Raw genomic sequence first — 17340 nt, 5'->3', positions numbered from 1 at the left:
ATCAATATTTTTCGATGAAGTATGAAGAATATAACAGATTTATTCTAACTGCCGAATGGCTTACACTAACAATTAACTGCTATCAGAGTGATTAAAGAAATTACTATGGCGAAAAAGATAAACCTGCGTGCTACGCGAAAAACGCTATTCTCACTTCTTAAACCAGAATCGGGTTTTTTCTGGGTGGCCATTGCGTACGGCGTTGCAATTAGTTTGATGACACTCGCGGTACCTATTGCGGTACAAACGCTGATAAACAGTATAGCCAATATCGGCTCGACACGAGCGGTGATCATTTTGGCCGTTGTATTATTCCTTACCCTTTTCATTTCGGGTATTTTCAGTGCGCTTCGAATGCGTGTGATGGAATTCTACGAGCGTAAAGTATACGCGAGGTTAACTGCTGACTTAGGGCTTAAAACAATTATGGCGCCGCATAGTTATTTTGAAGGACGCCAGAATGTCAGTATTACCCAACGATACTTCGATATAATGACGTTGCAAAAGAATATCCCCTCTTTGATGATCGACGGCTTCGCGCTAGTGCTTCAAATGCTGGTAGGCTTTACCTTGGTGTCTTTTTATCATCCAGCCTTGTTCGCTTTTAACGTCGTGTTGTTAATGACAATGTACGCGGTGTGGAAAATTTGGGGCCGTGGCGCCAAAAGAACCGCCATTGAACTTTCTCACGCGAAATACGATGCCGCCAAATGGTTGCACGATATTGCAAGTGCTCATGAGTTCTTTAAGTCAGCCGACCACGTAGAGTACGCAGGTAGAAGTACTGAAGGCTTTATTGGTAATTACGTAAGAAAACACAAAAGTCACTTTCACTACACATTTTCTCAAGTGGTTATGTTTCTATTGATGTACGCTATTGCAAGCGCTGCGCTACTGGGCATTGGCGGCGTGCTTGTAGTAGAGGGTCAGTTATCGATAGGACAACTTGTTGCTGCTGAATTGGTGATGTCTGCAGTGTTTTTGGGTCTGTCTCGCTTTACACAGTATTTGAAGCTTTACTATGAGCTTTATGGGGCTGCAGAAAAGCTAGGTCATGCGCTAAGCATCCCGCAAGAAAAACTCCATACAAATGCTGATCATGTTCCTTCGTCATCGAAGCTGGCATTTAATAAAGTAATGCTATGTCATGGCAACGATACTTGTGAGCTGAACACAACGCTTGAGCCTAGCTCGCAATACTTCGTTACAACAGATAAAAGTTGGGTGCAGAAGCAGCTGTTGGGCTACTTGAAACAGTATGAGCCAGTAAAATCGGGCGATATCTTGTTGGGTGAGTTAAGTCTAAACGATTATGACACCCATGAGTTGCGACAAGCGGTTACGATACTTGACCGTTCACTTATTATAGAAGTGACTATTGAGCGTTATCTTAAACTGGCGCAGCCTAAGGCAAGTTTTGCTGATATTAGACATGCACTAGAAGAGGTAGAGATGGCAGGCGTTATTGATGCATTGCCAGAAGGACTACAAACTCGTGTATCAGTGTTAGGTGCTCCACTTCAACCACTTGAGTTTTTGTTACTCAAATTAGCTGCTGCAATTATAGCAAAACCCAAGTTGCTTATACTTAATCAGCACTTTGACGCTATACCCGTTGAGTTGCGCTCAAGATTATTAACAAGACTAAGCAAGCATGATTTTACTGTGCTGTATTTCACTAATATGCCAATGCCAGACCACTTTAATGGCGTGCTTCATTTGCATGATAATGCTCAGGCTACGCTTTATGACCATGAAGAATGGCAAAATGAAAATGGCGACAACGCAGGGGAGGTAAAATAGATGAACAATGCCGAACGTCGCTTTCTAGATAACATCGATACATTGCCTGCGCTTAAAGTGCCAAAGTTCCACCGAGTGGTAAGTGGCATAATTGTCTTTTTAGTGATTGCTGCATGTTTGATTTTATATTTTACGCCTTGGATCCAAACCGCCTACGGTACTGGGATGGTGGACTCGTTAGACCCTAAGGATCGCACTCAGCCCATCAATGCGCTTGTAGACGGACAGGTTAAGCAATGGCATGTAAGAGAAGGCCAGCAAGTCAAAGAAGGCGACCCTATTGTGACGCTCATCGATATTGATGCTCAGCGTTTAGATAAATTACAGTCGCAGCTTTCTGCCGCTAACTTGAAGCGCGAGGCTAATGAAACAGCAGTAAGGAATGCAGAGAACAACTTAGCGCGACAGATCGCGCTAGAAGAGCAAGGTTTGGTATCTCGCAAAGAAGTCGAAAAAGCTGAGATTAAAGTACAAGAGCTAAGGGCAAAAGCCGCTGCCTCTGTATCAGATATTAACGAAGTCAGTATGACGTTATCGCGCCAGTCTACCCAAACTAAGTTTGCGCCGGTTGATGGAACCGTTGTGCGTTTGTTATCAGGTGGTGTGTCTACATTCGTGAAATCTGGCGACATTCTAGGGCAGTTTATTCCCGCAGACGCTAAGCGTAGTGTAAGAGTAACTGTAAGAGGGCTCGATGCGCCTTTGGTAAAACCAGGTGCGAAAGCGCGCTTACAGTTTGAAGGTTGGCCTGTATTTCAATTTAGCGGTTGGCCAGGCAGTGCTATAGGCACCTTCGGTGGTGAAGTGGTTTATGTAGAGCCTGTTGCCAACGCCATGGGTGATTTTAACGTATGGATTAAGCCAGACGACAACGATACACCGTGGCCTGCGGAAAGTTCTGCGCGCTTGGGCAGCCGCGTAAAAGCGTGGGTACTGTTAGAGGAAGTGAGGTTAGGTTACGAAATGTGGCGTCAGCTCAACAATTTCCCGCCTCGCCCAACATCTGAACCCACTACCGATAGCGGTGCTAGTGCAGGAGCCTCTACATGGTAGTGGATGTAGTGAAAGTGAAAGCGTTACTCAAGTTGGCGGTGATAGCGATACCGTTAGCTACACTTTTTACAGCGCCGTCTTATGCACAAGCAACAGCCAAACGAGAAGCGCCATCTATTAGTGCGTTTATTGATAGCATGGTGCATTACCATCCTTATGTGCTTGCTATCAATGAAGGAAATTATCAGGCTGCTGCTGAATTAGAAATTGCAAGAAGTAACTTTGACCCCGTTATCGAGCAAAAAACCAATAGTCGAGTTAGCGGTTACTACGATGGCACCAATCTCACTCAGCGTTTTACTAATCCTATTGAAGATTTTAATGGCTCAGTTTTTGGCGAGTACCGTATCTCTGACGGCGACTTTCCTTCATACGAAGGCGGGTATGAAACCTTATCTGCTGGTGAAGCAAGTGTTGGTGTGGCTATTTCGCTTTTGCAAAACAGAGAAATAGATAAGCGTCGTACCGAGCTTAGAAATGCAGGGCTTGCAACGTCACAATGGCAGGCATTAGCGACGAGTTTAATCAACGACTTCATTTATAAAGGCATAGTCGAATACATTGCATGGTATGAAAGTGCACTTCAAGTTAGTGCCGTTAAAGAATTATTAGCCACGGCATCTGAGCGAGAAAAAGCACTTGTCACGCGTGTTGAGAAGGGAGACTTAGCCAGCATAATTCTAACTGAGTTTAAGGCTAACCTACTGCAACAAAAGCTCTTGCTAGCTGAGTTAAAGCAAAAACGAGATGCGCATGCACAAATGCTTTCTTTCTATTGGCGTTCGTCAACGGGAGATATGTTAGTTATCAATGAGACAACGCCTCCTAGTGATATACAGTGGCCATTTTGGATTGGCAATGGCCAATTGATAACCTTAAGAAATGCATTAAGGCAACATCCTGAGCTTGATATTATGAAGCTGGAGCAAGCCGTTGTAGAAAATAAGTCAGCGCTAGCAGAAAACGCGCTACTTCCAAAGCTGGATTTAAAGGCCTCAGTAGCCAGAGACATAGGTTCAGGTTCTGAAACACTAGAAGGGACAGAGACAAAACTTGGCCTTTCATTTTCATATCCACTAGGAAATAGAAAAGCGAAAGCAGAGCGTGCGCAATTGCAATCTAAGCAAAGGGAATTACAGCATAAGCTGGTATCAACACAGCAAGCAATCACTCAGCGGTTTGAGCAAGCCTTAGTATACTGGACTCAAGCGAAAGACATTGTCGAGCTGCAAAGTGAGAATGCAACTTTAGCAAAAACGTTATCCAGAGTTGAACGCACCCGTTTTGATGCAGGCGATAGTGATATGTTCGTGCTTAATGCACGAGCTCAGAACGAGATTAAGGCGCAAATTAAAGAGATAAAAGCGCGTGTAGATTTATTGAAGGCTGAGCTCATGCTGTATAAAGAATCCGCTATGTTATACAGCATGAAGTAGGGGGGATAAGACTAAAGAATGTGATTAGTTAGAACCCAGCGCAATCTTTAAGTCGTCTTCACTTAGGCCTGCAGACAATGCATATTGCTCTAGTTTGTCATGAGACACGCCAGCATGTTGTGCGGTGTTTAATATACGCATAACTTGTTCGCGTTGTTGAGATGACTCGCGAACTGCAGTTTCAACAACCATTTCCGCTTCATTTGGGAATACAGCTAAAAGTGCGTCTACAACATATTCACCAACGAAAGGAACGGCATTAAGCGCACTAGTCATAATATCTACAATTTTATTGGGATGTTCTTTTGATAGTGTTTGCACAATACTGTCTGCTGCATCCGGTTGGGTTAACACCGCTACCCTTACTATTTCATCAAGCTCTTCTGGTGTTGATACCGATGCGGCATGTACTACAAAATCGACATAGGTAGGCTCAGCTTTTATTGCTAGCTGAACAATATTCGGGCAACTGCTTACTTCCTTTTCAATTGCTAACTGTACAATTTCCTCGGTCGATGCTGGCTGCGCAGAAATTGCGGCGAAGATGATCTCGCGATACTTATCTGGATAGGTATCAAGTGCAATATCAACGATAGACACAACTTCTGCAGGATAATGGCCTGCAATTGAACGAATTGCTCTTCCTACAGACATTGTTTGGTCAACTTGTCGTTTTAAAAAGGCAGTTTGAAACTGGCTGTTTTCATCCGATGAGATAGAAGAAGACGCTGGTGGTTGGCTTTTAGTCTCTGAACTAGAACTAGGGACTTCATTATTGATATCTTGCGCAACTACCGTTTGGCTAACTGTTACAGTTAGTAATGCGGCCGATAGCAAAGAAAGCGTACGTAACATAAACCCACCTTTATAATTATTGCGTAGTCAATTTCTGACGCCTGTACGTATTATGTAGTTCAATATGAGAATCAGTAATAGAGCAGATTGTTTACTCTTATATATGTTCTTATACCTAACCTTTAATAATAACGGCAGGTTCAGATACTACTTTAAGGACTACTACTTTATAGGATCTGAATTCCCATCCTATTAGTAATTAGTCCATATTGTCTACTAATTATCACATTTGAACGAAAATTAGTCGTTTAGTTCACTTTTATCAAATTTTTTCAAAAAGAAGTTGACGTGGGCGCTCAGTTCCCTAAAATGCGCATCCGCTTCGGGGGGAAAGCAAAACAGCAAGCCTTCTGAAGTAAGTCTCTACTACCTACATAGGCCAGTAAAGACGGGGGTTTAGAAGAAACGCTTCAGAAAATAAATTTTCAAAAAGTGTTGACAACGAAAACTTCCAGCGTATAATGCGCACCTCACTCGAACAGGGTGAGTCACTAAGAAGCAACGCTTCTAGTGAATGTTCTTTAAAAATTTAGACAAGACAATCTGTGTGGGCACTCGTTAAGAGTGTCACAACGACGATTCATATTTCGATATATTTAATTGAAGAGTTTGATCATGGCTCAGATTGAACGCTGGCGGCAGGCCTAACACATGCAAGTCGAACGGTAACAGGATGTGCTTGCACATCGCTGACGAGTGGCGGACGGGTGAGTAATGCTTGGGAACTTGCCTTTGCGAGGGGGATAACAGTTGGAAACGACTGCTAATACCGCATAATGTCTTCGGACCAAACGGGGCTTCGGCTCCGGCGCAAAGAGAGGCCCAAGTGAGATTAGCTAGTTGGTGAGGTAAAGGCTCACCAAGGCGACGATCTCTAGCTGTTCTGAGAGGAAGATCAGCCACACTGGGACTGAGACACGGCCCAGACTCCTACGGGAGGCAGCAGTGGGGAATATTGCACAATGGGGGAAACCCTGATGCAGCCATGCCGCGTGTGTGAAGAAGGCCTTCGGGTTGTAAAGCACTTTCAGTTGTGAGGAAAAGTTAGTAGTTAATACCTGCTAGCCGTGACGTTAACAACAGAAGAAGCACCGGCTAACTCCGTGCCAGCAGCCGCGGTAATACGGAGGGTGCGAGCGTTAATCGGAATTACTGGGCGTAAAGCGCACGCAGGCGGTTTGTTAAGCTAGATGTGAAAGCCCCGGGCTCAACCTGGGATGGTCATTTAGAACTGGCAGACTAGAGTCTTGGAGAGGGGAGTGGAATTCCAGGTGTAGCGGTGAAATGCGTAGATATCTGGAGGAACATCAGTGGCGAAGGCGACTCCCTGGCCAAAGACTGACGCTCATGTGCGAAAGTGTGGGTAGCGAACAGGATTAGATACCCTGGTAGTCCACACCGTAAACGCTGTCTACTAGCTGTGTGTGATTTTAAATCGTGCGTAGCGAAGCTAACGCGCTAAGTAGACCGCCTGGGGAGTACGGCCGCAAGGTTAAAACTCAAATGAATTGACGGGGGCCCGCACAAGCGGTGGAGCATGTGGTTTAATTCGATGCAACGCGAAGAACCTTACCTACACTTGACATGCAGAGAACTTTCTAGAGATAGATTGGTGCCTTCGGGAACTCTGACACAGGTGCTGCATGGCTGTCGTCAGCTCGTGTCGTGAGATGTTGGGTTAAGTCCCGCAACGAGCGCAACCCTTGTCCTTAGTTGCCAGCATTAAGTTGGGCACTCTAAGGAGACTGCCGGTGACAAACCGGAGGAAGGTGGGGACGACGTCAAGTCATCATGGCCCTTACGTGTAGGGCTACACACGTGCTACAATGGCATTTACAGAGGGAAGCGAGACAGTGATGTGGAGCGGACCCCTTAAAGAATGTCGTAGTCCGGATTGGAGTCTGCAACTCGACTCCATGAAGTCGGAATCGCTAGTAATCGCAGGTCAGAATACTGCGGTGAATACGTTCCCGGGCCTTGTACACACCGCCCGTCACACCATGGGAGTGGGATGCAAAAGAAGTAGTTAGTCTAACCTTCGGGAGGACGATTACCACTTTGTGTTTCATGACTGGGGTGAAGTCGTAACAAGGTAACCCTAGGGGAACCTGGGGTTGGATCACCTCCTTACCATTACGTCGAAAGACGCCTTGATGCAGTGCCTACACAGATAGTCTTGTTTTTATTGAACAAAACTTATGTTCTTTAACAATTTGGAAAGCTGATATTAATAGTAATCAATCAAAATTGAGTAACTGAGAAATCGAAAGATGACTTTTTACTCTACTTGACTGAATTGCTTGTTATCAATCGATGATTTGATAGCAAGGCAATTCTTCCGATTAGCTTGTCATTCATGCGACATAACTCAGGCAGAAGTCAAAAGGCTGTTTGGGGTTGTATGGTTAAGTGACGAAGCGTATACGGTGGATGCCTTGGCAGTTAGAGGCGATGAAGGACGTGTAAGTCTGCGAAAAGCTGTGGTGAGCCGACAAAATGCATTTGAGCCACAGATGTCCGAATGGGGAAACCCACCTATTTATAGGTATCGTTACATGAATACATAGTGTAACGAGGCGAACGAGGGGAACTGAAACATCTAAGTACCCTTAGGAAAAGAAATCAACCGAGATTCCCCTAGTAGCGGCGAGCGAACGGGGAGCAGCCCTTAAGCTGTTTAGAATTTAGTGGAATCCTTTGGGAAGAGGAGCGATACAGGGTGATAGCCCCGTACACGACGGATTCTTTACAGTGAAATCGAGTAGGTCGGGACACGTGTTATCTTGACTGAATATGGGGGGACCATCCTCCAAGGCTAAATACTCCTAACTGACCGATAGTGAACCAGTACCGTGAGGGAAAGGCGAAAAGAACCCCTGTGAGGGGAGTGAAATAGAACCTGAAACCGTATACGTACAAGCAGTGGGAGCCCTTCGGGGTGACTGCGTACCTTTTGTATAATGGGTCAGCGACTTATATTTAGTAGCAAGGTTAAGTGAATAACGGAGCCGTAGCGAAAGCGAGTGTTAACTGCGCGTTTAGTTGCTAGGTATAGACCCGAAACCCGGTGATCTAGCCATGGGCAGGTTGAAGGTTGAGTAACATCAACTGGAGGACCGAACCCACTAACGTTGAAAAGTTAGGGGATGACCTGTGGCTGGGGGTGAAAGGCCAATCAAACCGGGAGATAGCTGGTTCTCCCCGAAATCTATTTAGGTAGAGCCTCGGACGAATTCCATTGGGGGTAGAGCACTGTTAAGGCTAGGGGGTCATCCCGACTTACCAACCCTTTGCAAACTCCGAATACCAATGAGAACTATCCGGGAGACACACGGCGGGTGCTAACGTCCGTCGTGGAGAGGGAAACAACCCAGACCGCCAGCTAAGGTCCCAAAATATTGCTAAGTGGGAAACGATGTGGGAAGGCATAGACAGCTAGGAGGTTGGCTTAGAAGCAGCCACCCTTTAAAGAAAGCGTAATAGCTCACTAGTCGAGTCGGCCTGCGCGGAAGATGTAACGGGGCTAAGCAATATACCGAAGCTGCGGCAGCATGTTTACATGCTGGGTAGGGGAGCGTTGTGTAAGTGGATGAAGGTGAGTTGTAAAGCTTGCTGGACATATCACAAGTGCGAATGCTGACATGAGTAACGATAATGGGAGTGAAAAACTCCCACGCCGGAAGACCAAGGTTTCCTGTCCCATGCTAATCAGGGCAGGGTAAGTCGGCCCCTAAGGCGAGGCAGAAATGCGTAGTCGATGGGAAACGGGTTAATATTCCCGTACTTATATAATCAGTGATGGAGGGACGGAGAAGGCTAGGCAAGCTTGGCGTTGGTTGTCCAAGTGAAAGCGAGTAGGCCGAGAACTTAGGTAAATCCGGGTTCTTAAAGCTGAGACGCGAGACGAGCTACTACGGTAGTGAAGTTGTTGATGCCCTGCTTCCAGGAAAAGCTTCTAAACTTATGATTATGTGAACCGTACCCCAAACCGACACAGGTGGTCAGGTAGAGAATACTAAGGCGCTTGAGAGAACTCGGGTGAAGGAACTCGGCAAAATTGTACCGTAACTTCGGGAGAAGGTACGCCCCTGTTTGTGAACGCCTTGCGCGGTAAGCAGATGGGGGCCGCAGTGACCAGGTGGCTGGGACTGTTTATTAAAAACACAGCACTCTGCAAACTCGTAAGAGGACGTATAGGGTGTGACACCTGCCCGGTGCCGGAAGGTTAATTGATGGGGTTAGCGTATGCGAAGCTCTTGATCGAAGCCCCGGTAAACGGCGGCCGTAACTATAACGGTCCTAAGGTAGCGAAATTCCTTGTCGGGTAAGTTCCGACCTGCACGAATGGTGTAACCATGGCCACGCTGTCTCCACCCGAGACTCAGTGAAATTGAAATCGCAGTGAAGATGCTGTGTACCCGCACCTAGACGGAAAGACCCCGTGAACCTTTACTACAGCTTGGCACTGAACATTGAACCTACATGTGTAGGATAGGTGGGAGGCTTTGAAGCACAGTCGCTAGATTGTGTGGAGCCGTCCTTGAAATACCACCCTTGTATGTTTGATGTTCTAACATTGGCCCCTTATCGGGGTTGTGGACAGTGTCTGGTGGGTAGTTTGACTGGGGCGGTCTCCTCCCAAATAGTAACGGAGGAGCACGAAGGTTAGCTAATCACGGTCGGACATCGTGAGGTTAGTGCAATGGCATAAGCTAGCTTAACTGCGAGACAGACACGTCGAGCAGGTACGAAAGTAGGTCATAGTGATCCGGTGGTTCTGTATGGAAGGGCCATCGCTCAACGGATAAAAGGTACTCCGGGGATAACAGGCTGATACCGCCCAAGAGTTCATATCGACGGCGGTGTTTGGCACCTCGATGTCGGCTCATCACATCCTGGGGCTGAAGTCGGTCCCAAGGGTATGGCTGTTCGCCATTTAAAGTGGTACGCGAGCTGGGTTTAGAACGTCGTGAGACAGTTCGGTCCCTATCTGGTGTGGGCGTTGGATGATTGATGGGAGCTGCTCCTAGTACGAGAGGACCGGAGTGGACGAACCGCTGGTGTTCGGGTTGTCATGCCAATGGCATTGCCCGGTAGCTATGTTCGGAACGGATAACCGCTGAAAGCATCTAAGCGGGAAGCCGGCCCAAAGATGAGTCATCCCTGAACTTTAAGTTCTGGAAGGGTTGTTATAGACGATGACGTTGATAGGCAGGGTGTGGAAGCGTTGTAAGGCGTTAAGCTAACCTGTACTAATTGCCCGAGAGGCTTAACCATACAACGCCCAAGAAGCTTTAAGCTTTTGAGTGTTGTAGACAAGCTAAGCTCTGAAAAATGAGCAGAAAGTAGAGTGAAAAGACAGTTACTCACTGATTGAATTGATATCCAGTTTTCTAGATTGTTACCAGTTTTTCCTGGCAGCCATAGCGATGCGGTACCACCTGACTCCATTCCGAACTCAGAAGTGAAACGTATTAGCGCCGATGGTAGTGTGGGGCTTCCCCATGTGAGAGTAGGACACTGCCAGGTCCCAATTCCAAAAAGCCCTTGTCGTTAGACAAGGGCTTTTTTTGTGTATGTTCAAAAGTATGAACAAAGTAGCCAACAACTGAGCGTACTGTGCGTCCTCCTTGCGCAAAAGTCACGATACTGTGTATCATGATTTTGCACGATAGTGCTACTCCCGCGGTCAGCCATCCCGAAGGGGGCTCCCGTTTCTTTTATAAGAGCTTCTCGCAGAGCTCGACCGTTCATCACTTGCCGCATGCCATTAGGCATTCGTCATGCACCTGCGGTGCAGCGTTCTTCACCCCCAGGTGAGAGTAGGACACTGCTAGGTCCTAATTAAAGAAACCCGCCTTACGGCGGGTTTTTTGCTTTCTGCACATTGACAATGTTTTAAATTGTTTACTTTTACTTACCCCCATAATACCAAGCGCTTATAGAAAAATAATGCACTGCACACTACAGTTAATTGATCTAAGCAAAATGTGGGGTGTAACTTGTGAAACATTTAGTGTTAGCGCTAGGCATAGGTACAATAACCGCATTGCTGATATATTTTGAAGCAAGCATGGTCATTTCTGTAGTAACCATCTTCTTAGCTGTTGCCTTGGGCTCATATGTTGCTAAAGACAAGAGTGACGGTAATCACACTGATTCTCCCCATGTTACCAAACGCGGTAGCGAAGACGTTAGACATTCCAAAGAAGCGAACAACATCAGTGATGCCGCTAGCAGAATAGCAATAGGTGGGGCTTCTATTTCTTTTTTTCTTGAGCAATTGTCAAGTGCGCTCAGAGCTCAAGTAACTAGCATCAGTGAAATGTCATCTAGACTTCAGCATATTGAATCCTCGGGCGTGGAATTGGATACACTCGCTAAAGGTGCGTCTATCTCAATGAATGAATCTGATGAAAACACACAACAAGGCACAAAACTTCTTGGTGAGTTATCTTCACAACAGCAAAAACTGGTAATTAATATTAATGAATCATCTGTTGCGCTTACCGAACTGAAGAGTAAGGCAGAAGGTATTAGCACTATCACAAATACTATTAATCAATTAGCTGACCAAACCAACATGTTAGCACTAAATGCTGCTATTGAAGCGGCCCGAGCGGGAGAGCAGGGCCGCGGTTTCGCGGTAGTTGCTGATGAGGTGAGAGATCTAGCTAAGAAGACAGCAGACGCTACATCAGGTATAGAAAATTTACTTCACGATATGAACACTAGTAGTCAATCGGCAGTAGAAACTATGGAGTCAGTACTGACTTCTAGTAATGAGATGAACACGTTGTTAGATGAAAGTGAAAAAGCTATATCGCACGCAGGTTCACTCTCTACACAAGCGCGTGATGCCGTAAATACTATGCAAGAACGTGTAGAAGTAAATACGGAGCACAGTTCGGGTATAGGCGCGAATATTTCAGAACTTCAGACGACTACAGAAAACTTAGATACAGATTTATCTGATGTATCGCGTCAGGCCCTCCTGTTGAGTGAGCAAGCAGAGGATATTTTTAGACTGTTAGAACATTTTGATGTAAACGACAAAAACAGTATGGTACGCGATATAGCAGTATCATCTGCTAAAGCAATAGGTAAGCGGTTTGAAAAGGCTATTGAAGAAAATGAAATCTCTCAAGAAGCATTGTTTTCTTTTACTTACTCCCCCATAGCAAATACAAACCCAGTAAAACACTCTACACCGTTTGACACGTTCACCGATTCTGTACTGCCCACTATTCAAGAGCCTATTTTGGATGAGCACACATTTATAATTTATGCGGGCGCCGTTGATAAGAATGGATATTTTCCTACGCACAACAAAAAATTTAGTCAGCCGCTAACAGGAGACTATCAGACAGATCTGGTCAACAACCGAACTAAGCGATTGTTTAATGATCCGACGGGCAGTCGATGTGGAAGCAATACCTCTGCATTTTTGTTACAGACCTATAAACGCGATACTGGAGAAATTATGCATGATCTCTCGGCACCAATTTTTGTTTACGGTAAACACTGGGGTGGTTTCAGAATAGGTTATAAAGCTAATTAAATAGGGCGTTGTTTTATTTGCTCCAATACGCTTTTATTTACGCTTTGCTTCCCATACCATTAGCGCATTGTTCGCAGCAAGTATAATGATATGCCGTCACTACAATCTTTCAGTACCTTCGGGCTTAATGCTTCTTGCAACGCTATTGAGCGTTTCTCCGATGTTCAAACTTTCTTGTCACTCTATGATAAAAATAAAACAACTTATCTGTTAGGTGGTGGCAGCAATACTATTTTTGCTGATGACTTCAACGGCACTATTTTATTAAATCAAATAAAAGGTATTAACCACTACGATACTGAGGAATATCATTTTTTGAGAGTAGGGGCTGGTGAAAATTGGCATGAATTTGTAAGCCTGTGCATGAAAGAAAAGTGGTATGGGCTCGAAAACCTTGCACTAATCCCTGGTTCTGTAGGGGCTTGTCCTATTCAAAATATTGGTGCTTACGGACGTGAGGTTAATGCATTTATTGACAATGTTGAGGCTGTTCTTCTTGAAACCGGAGAGCAAGTAAAGATTAACAATGAACAGTGTGAATTTGGCTACAGAGATAGCGTATTTAAGAACGCTTTAGCCAATAAAGTACTTATCACTCACGTTAATTTCAAATTGCCCAAAAAGGTTCATCTGGAAACCACTTATGGTGAACTACAAACATTGCCGTCGCCGACACCAGAAGCGATTTATGACAAGGTAATTGAAATAAGAAAAAGTAAATTGCCTGACCCTGCTAAATTGGGCAATGCGGGAAGCTTCTTTAAAAACCCTATTATTAGTCGCTTGCAGTTCGAGAACATAGCAAAAGATTATGAGGTTGTACCGCATTTTGACGTCAGTGACAAAAATAGCGATGCTATGAAAGTTAAGGTACCCGCTGCTTGGCTTATCGACAAAGCGGGGTTTAAAGGAAAAACGCTAAATGGTGTAAGGTGTCACCCTACACAACCTTTAGTACTGACCAATATTGGTGGCGCTACGGGCAGCGATATTCTAACAATGGCAAGAGATATCATAGCAAGCGTACAAGAAAAATTTGGGGTCGCCTTAGAGCCAGAAGTGCGCCTATTGGGAAACAAAGGACTTATTTCGCTATGAGACAGGCATCAAAAGCAATAAGAAAACACATCTTAGCACTGTTGTCAGATGGGCAATTCCACTCAGGTGAAACCATTGCACAGCAAGTGGGTTTATCAAGAACCGCTGTGGCAGGTCATATTTCCCAATTAGCGGATTGGGGGTTAGATGTCTTTAAAGTAAAAGGCAAAGGCTATCGTTTAGAGCGAGGGTTTCCGTTGTTAAGTGCAGATAGCATTAAAAAACATTTGGGTAATACCAAACGAGCAATGATTGATGTGGAATCAGTACTCCCTTCAACTAATACCGAATTGAAAAAACGCATCGCCAACAGTCGCGATGATTTAGAAAATGGCGATGTCATTTTTGCTGAAATTCAAACCGCAGGTAGAGGCCGTCATGGACGAACTTGGTTAGCGCCTGTGGGTGGGAGCCTTACTTTTTCTATGTATTGGTCATTTCCAGACGGCTACCAAAGCATGGCTGGACTATCCTTGCTTGTTGGATTAGCAGTTTGTGATGCGCTTAAAGAATTTGGCGTTAACGATGCCGAGCTGAAGTGGCCAAATGATATTTACCTGCAGGGGAAAAAACTCGCAGGTGTGTTAATTGAAGTAGAAGGGCAAATAGGTGCTACCGCACATTGTGTTATTGGTATTGGTCTAAATGTGTGTGTTCCTGATAACCAATATGATGTTGGTCAGCCCCACAGCGACCTAGCTTCGTATCTTGGCACCATACCCGATAGAAATGAGCTTGCAGCAGAGGTTATAAAATCGTTGTGGGCTTATTTGCCAAAATTTACGCAACAAGGCTTCGGTCCGTTCGTTCCGCACTGGGAGGCGTTAGACCTTTATGCGGATAAACGCATTGTTTTACAGATGGGTGAAAAGCGTTTTTCAGGTATTGACCGAGGTGTTGACGCCAGTGGTGCGCTTTTAGTTGAAACTCAAGACGGCATAACACGCTTTCATGGTGGTGAGGTTAGCCTTCGTGGTAACTAATGAAAATAATATCGACGAAAGTCAGGTGATATTAGTCGATATTGGTAACACCAAAATTAAATATACCCTATTAAGTGATGTCGAAAACGAACCATATAGCTGTGAAGAATCAGCTGATTTGTTTTCTTTCGTTGATAATGTGCAAAACATTTCGCATTTATACATCGCGTCGGTCAGAAATCAGGAACTGGTTGATGAAATTTCAACCTTGTGTGGTGAGCGAAAAATTGTTTTTGTAGAAAAGCACACAGAAAAAGAAGCCTTCGGTATTAAAAATAGTTACGACAACGAACAAAAAATGGGCGTTGATCGATGGCTTGCAATGGTAGGCGCAGCAGAAAAAGCAAAAAATGCATTTTTTGTGATGGATGTAGGAACGGCAATTACCGTCGATTTTGTTGTGGATGGTCAACATTTAGGCGGTTGGATTGTACCTGGTTTCCATGTAATGAAAGATTCTTTAGTAGCGTCGACCAAAAAAGTGTTCGCGAATGATGAAATTCCAACCACCTTTGGGGTAGGTAACGATACAGAAGAATGTGTCGCGAAAGGGTGCCATGCAGCCCTATATGGTGTTTATTTGAGCGCGGTTGATTACATATCAAGCAAACGATCCAATTTTGACGTAATTTTAGGGGGTGGAGACAAAAAAATGTTTGCATTCTTAAAATCTGCTGATAACATGCGCCTCGCTCATTTGGTGATGCAGGGTCTTGCCCGCTACGCTCGAAGTGAACTGATAAAGTAAACCTCGACGTAAGTTTTTGATTAGTTGAAAAATTGGTCAAAAAAGAAAATTGAAAAATTTTCAAAAAGACACTTGCACAGAGTTAAACAATACTCTAGAATGCGCACCCACTTGATGTAGTGCCGACTTAGCTCAGTTGGTAGAGCAACTGACTTGTAATCAGTAGGTCGCCAGTTCGATTCCGGCAGTCGGCACCATCAATCTGGAGGGGTACCCAAGCGGTCAACGGGAGCAGACTGTAAATCTGCCGGCTCAGCCTTCGCAGGTTCGAATCCTGCCCCCTCCACCACTTTCTTATGAGGTGGCCAGAGAATTAGGATTTGCGGGCATCGTATAATGGCTATTACCTCAGCCTTCCAAGCTGATGATGCGGGTTCGATTCCCGCTGCCCGCTCCAAATCAGTGCTGATATAGCTCAGTTGGTAGAGCGCACCCTTGGTAAGGGTGAGGTCGGCAGTTCAAATCTGCCTATCAGCACCAGTATATTTCTCCCCAGCTCATGTAAAATTTCATAAATTTTTTAATGTAACTTTGCTGGGATAATAGAAATGGCAAAAGAAAAGTTTGAACGTACGAAACCCCACGTAAACGTGGGTACAATCGGCCACGTTGACCACGGTAAAACTACCCTAACTGCAGCAATCACTACAGTTCTTTCTAAGACTTACGGTGGTAACGCACAGGCTTTCGATCAAATCGATAACGCGCCTGAAGAAAAAGCACGTGGTATCACCATCTCTACTTCACACGTAGAATACGATACTCCTACTCGTCACTACGCACACGTAGACTGCCCAGGACACGCTGATTACGTTAAAAACATGATCACTGGTGCTGCTCAGATGGACGGTGGTATCCTAGTAGTAGCTGCGACTGATGGTCCTATGCCACAGACTCGTGAGCACATCCTACTTGGTCGTCAGGTTGGTATTCCTTACATCATCGTATTCATGAACAAGTGTGACATGGTTGATGATGAAGAGCTTCTAGAGCTAGTAGAAATGGAAGTTCGTGAACTTCTTAACGAATACGAATTCCCAGGTGATGACCTACCAGTTATCCAAGGTTCAGCTCTTAAAGCGCTTGAAGGCGACCCAGAGTGGGAAAAGAAAATCATCGAGCTTGGTGAAGCGCTTGATTCATACATCCCAGAGCCAGAGCGTGCAATCGACAAGCCGTTCATCCTTCCAATCGAAGACGTATTCTCAATCTCAGGCCGTGGTACTGTTGTAACTGGTCGTGTAGAGCAAGGTATCGTTAAAGTTGGTGAAGAAGTAGAAATCGTAGGTATCAAAGAAACTACTAAGACTACTTGTACTGGTGTTGAGATGTTCCGTAAGCTTCTTGACGAAGGCCGCGCGGGTGAGAACGTTGGTGTTCTTCTACGTGGTACTAAGCGTGACGAAGTTGAGCGTGGTCAAGTACTAGCTAAGCCTGGTTCAATCACTCCACACGTTAACTTCGAAGCAGAAGTATACGTACTGTCTAAAGATGAAGGTGGCCGTCATACTCCATTCTTCAAAGGCTACCGTCCACAGTTCTACTTCCGTACAACTGACGTAACTGGTGCTGTAGAGCTTCCAGAAGGCGTAGAAATGGTAATGCCTGGTGACAACCTTAAATTCAAAGTTGAGCTAATTGCTCCGATCGCGATGGAAGAAGGTCTTCGTTTCGCAATCCGTGAAGGTGGTCGTACAGTAGGTGCTGGTGTTGTATCTAAGATCCTAGACTAATCTAGACTTAGCAACATAAGCCCAAAAAAGCGCACTTAGGTGCGCTTTTTTTATGCCTTTTTGAAAGTGC

Annotated in this window: 9 protein-coding genes, 4 tRNA genes and 3 rRNA genes; 15 read left to right on the top strand and 1 reads right to left on the bottom strand. The window is 45.1% G+C overall.

Annotation, left to right across the window (positions count from 1 at the left end):
- Positions 1–105 precede the first annotated feature (105 nt).
- From JN178_RS17145 to JN178_RS17135, 3 genes are read left to right on the top strand one after another with little or no spacing between them, the layout of a single operon-like run.
- Positions 106–1803, top strand: coding sequence for an ABC transporter transmembrane domain-containing protein (locus JN178_RS17145; protein ID WP_202262568.1), 1698 nt, complete (start codon positions 106–108; stop codon positions 1801–1803).
- Positions 1804–2856, top strand: a complete 1053-nt coding sequence (locus JN178_RS17140) for an HlyD family secretion protein (protein WP_202262567.1) — start codon at positions 1804–1806, stop codon at positions 2854–2856. It abuts the gene before it with no gap.
- Positions 2850–4292, top strand: a complete 1443-nt coding sequence (locus JN178_RS17135) for a TolC family protein (RefSeq protein ID WP_202262566.1) — start codon at positions 2850–2852, stop codon at positions 4290–4292. The genes JN178_RS17140 and JN178_RS17135 overlap by 7 nt, the downstream gene beginning before the upstream one ends.
- Before the next feature lie 24 nt (positions 4293–4316).
- On the opposite strand, the gene JN178_RS17130 is transcribed toward JN178_RS17135, so the two are convergent.
- On the bottom strand, positions 4317–5147 hold the full coding sequence (locus tag JN178_RS17130; RefSeq protein WP_202262565.1) for a hypothetical protein: 831 nt from the start codon (positions 5145–5147) through the stop codon (positions 4317–4319).
- Between the two features lie 597 nt (positions 5148–5744).
- Here JN178_RS17130 and JN178_RS17125 point away from each other — a divergent pair.
- The 12 genes from JN178_RS17125 (at position 5745) to tuf (ending at position 17270) form a co-directional block, all read left to right on the top strand.
- Positions 5745–7277, top strand: a 16S ribosomal RNA gene (locus tag JN178_RS17125).
- A gap of 273 nt (positions 7278–7550) precedes the next feature.
- Positions 7551–10424, top strand: a 23S ribosomal RNA gene (locus JN178_RS17120).
- A 136-nt stretch (positions 10425–10560) separates the two neighbouring features.
- Positions 10561–10676 (top strand): 5S ribosomal RNA (rrf, locus tag JN178_RS17115).
- Together the 16S, 23S and 5S rRNA genes form the textbook arrangement of a ribosomal RNA operon.
- A gap of 475 nt (positions 10677–11151) precedes the next feature.
- A complete protein-coding gene (locus JN178_RS17110; RefSeq protein WP_269752169.1) occupies positions 11152–12708 on the top strand; it encodes a methyl-accepting chemotaxis protein in 1557 nt (518 codons plus the stop codon).
- A gap of 90 nt (positions 12709–12798) precedes the next feature.
- A complete protein-coding gene (gene murB / locus JN178_RS17105; protein ID WP_202262564.1) occupies positions 12799–13806 on the top strand; it encodes a UDP-N-acetylmuramate dehydrogenase in 1008 nt (335 codons plus the stop codon).
- Positions 13803–14789, top strand: a complete 987-nt coding sequence (gene birA, locus JN178_RS17100) for a bifunctional biotin--[acetyl-CoA-carboxylase] ligase/biotin operon repressor BirA (RefSeq protein ID WP_202262563.1) — start codon at positions 13803–13805, stop codon at positions 14787–14789. The genes murB and birA overlap by 4 nt, the downstream gene beginning before the upstream one ends.
- Entirely contained in the window at positions 14779–15537 is a 759-nt protein-coding gene (locus tag JN178_RS17095; protein ID WP_232369609.1) for a type III pantothenate kinase, read from the top strand. Before birA ends, JN178_RS17095 begins: the two co-directional genes overlap by 11 nt.
- A 121-nt stretch (positions 15538–15658) precedes the next feature.
- Positions 15659–15734 (top strand) — tRNA-Thr (locus tag JN178_RS17090).
- A gap of 7 nt (positions 15735–15741) precedes the next feature.
- Positions 15742–15826, top strand: a tRNA-Tyr gene (locus JN178_RS17085).
- Positions 15827–15859: 33 nt separating this feature from the next.
- Positions 15860–15934: transfer RNA gene (locus JN178_RS17080), tRNA-Gly, on the top strand.
- 7 nt (positions 15935–15941) lie between these two features.
- Positions 15942–16017 (top strand) — tRNA-Thr (locus JN178_RS17075).
- Positions 16018–16085: 68 nt separating this feature from the next.
- Entirely contained in the window at positions 16086–17270 is a 1185-nt protein-coding gene (gene tuf / locus JN178_RS17070) for an elongation factor Tu (RefSeq protein ID WP_202262561.1), read from the top strand.
- Positions 17271–17340: the final 70 nt, after the last annotated feature.

It is taken from the genome of Alteromonas sp. KC3 (assembly GCF_016756315.1).
In the GTDB taxonomy this organism is placed as follows: domain Bacteria; phylum Pseudomonadota; class Gammaproteobacteria; order Enterobacterales; family Alteromonadaceae; genus Alteromonas.
Note: the sequence above shows the minus strand (reverse complement) of the source record. Positions and strands in the feature narration are given on the sequence as shown.

What these genes read in the sequence shown, in the direction of transcription:
- JN178_RS17130 (WP_202262565.1), bottom strand. Translation starts at nt 5,147, where the DNA reads ATGTTACGTACGCTTTCTTTGCTATCGGCCGCATTACTAACTGTAACA.
- JN178_RS17145 (WP_202262568.1), top strand. Translation starts at nt 106, where the DNA reads ATGGCGAAAAAGATAAACCTGCGTGCTACGCGAAAAACGCTATTCTCA.
- JN178_RS17140 (WP_202262567.1), top strand. Translation starts at nt 1,804, where the DNA reads ATGAACAATGCCGAACGTCGCTTTCTAGATAACATCGATACATTGCCT.
- birA (WP_202262563.1), top strand. Translation starts at nt 13,803, where the DNA reads ATGAGACAGGCATCAAAAGCAATAAGAAAACACATCTTAGCACTGTTG.
- tuf (WP_202262561.1), top strand. Translation starts at nt 16,086, where the DNA reads ATGGCAAAAGAAAAGTTTGAACGTACGAAACCCCACGTAAACGTGGGT.
- JN178_RS17135 (WP_202262566.1), top strand. Translation starts at nt 2,850, where the DNA reads ATGGTAGTGGATGTAGTGAAAGTGAAAGCGTTACTCAAGTTGGCGGTG.
- murB (WP_202262564.1), top strand. Translation starts at nt 12,799, where the DNA reads ATGCCGTCACTACAATCTTTCAGTACCTTCGGGCTTAATGCTTCTTGC.